2 protein-coding genes are annotated in these 1,202 nt (G+C 65.2%); both read right to left on the bottom strand.

Annotated features, from left to right (window positions below):
* Nucleotides 1-767 (bottom strand): pirin family protein (locus tag KHC24_RS00010; RefSeq protein ID WP_213358409.1); only part of this gene is annotated, 767 nt, incomplete at its 3' end.
* A 209-nt stretch (nucleotides 768-976) separates the two neighbouring features.
* A partial coding sequence (locus KHC24_RS00005) for a LysR substrate-binding domain-containing protein (protein WP_246545949.1) occupies nucleotides 977-1,202 on the bottom strand: 226 nt, incomplete at its 5' end.

Below are 1,202 nucleotides of genomic sequence, written 5' to 3'. Positions count from 1 at the left end.
AGGATCATCAGGCGCGCGCCTCGGTCGCCGGCCGCTACCGTGATCCTGTCGCCGGGGCGGAAGACCATCATCCGACCCGCCTCGAACTCCCGGCCGGCGATCGAGATCGAGCCTTCGACGATGTAGATGCCTCGATCCTCGTGATCATCCGGCATCGGCAGCCGGCCTCCCGCTTCGAGCGCCACATCGGCGTAGAACGTCTCCGAATACATGGTCGCGGGCGCCGTCTCACCATAGGCGTTCCCGAGGATCAGCCGGACCGAGACGCCGCGATCCTCGATGACCGGCAGCGCCTCCCTGCCGTGATGCTCGAACATCGGCGCCATGTCCTCGTCACTCTCCGGCAGCGCGAGCCAAGTCTGGATGCCGAACAGGCTGTTCGGACCGCTTCGGGCCGCCGCTGACGTGCGCTCGGAATGGGTCACCCCGCGACCGGCGACCATCCAGTTCAGTTCGCCCGGACGGATGATCTGGTTGGCCCCGGTGCTGTCGCGGTGATGGAAATCGCCGCGATAGAGATAGGTCACGGTGCCGAGACCGATATGCGGATGCGGCCGCACGTCGACGCCCTGTCCGGTCAGCAACTCGGCCGGCCCGGCCTGATCGAAGAAGATGAAGGGTCCAACCATCTGCCGCTTCGGTGCCGGCAGGGCGCGCCGCACTTCGAAGCCGCCGAGATCGCGAGAACGCGGAACGATCAGCGTTTCGATCGCGTCGAGGCCGACCTCATCGGGACAGCCCGGTTCGATGGCCGGATTCCAACTCATGCGCCTCATCCTCTCTCAGCCTGCCGTGAGCCTTGGTCTCTGTCCATCCAATGCCTCAGATTGGCGAGCGACCGTCAGTTCAGCTAGTCCCGGCATGCGCCACGTCGTGTCGCGATAAGTGGAACATGGACGCACTATCGCGCACCTGAGCTGTTTGGTGGGACGTGCGGCAGGCGCAACTCATCCATGAGCCACCGTACCGCGCATGTTCAACCGTCCCGCCCCCACACCTCCGGATTGCGTGCGAAGTACGCGATCAGCATCTCTGTGAGGACCCGCACTTTCCGAGTGGGATGCTGACCCGGCGGTCTGACGACATAGGCGGCTCCCGGAGGTACCGGATAGCGTGTCATGATCGGGACCAGCGCGCCGGAGGCCACATATTCATAGGTGATGCAGTCGGGGAGCCAGGCGATGCCGAGACCTGCCGCCGCG

The sequence above is a fragment of the Ancylobacter defluvii genome, from assembly GCF_018390605.1.
Classification (GTDB): domain Bacteria; phylum Pseudomonadota; class Alphaproteobacteria; order Rhizobiales; family Xanthobacteraceae; genus Ancylobacter; species Ancylobacter defluvii.
Note: the sequence above shows the minus strand (reverse complement) of the source record. Positions and strands in the feature narration are given on the sequence as shown.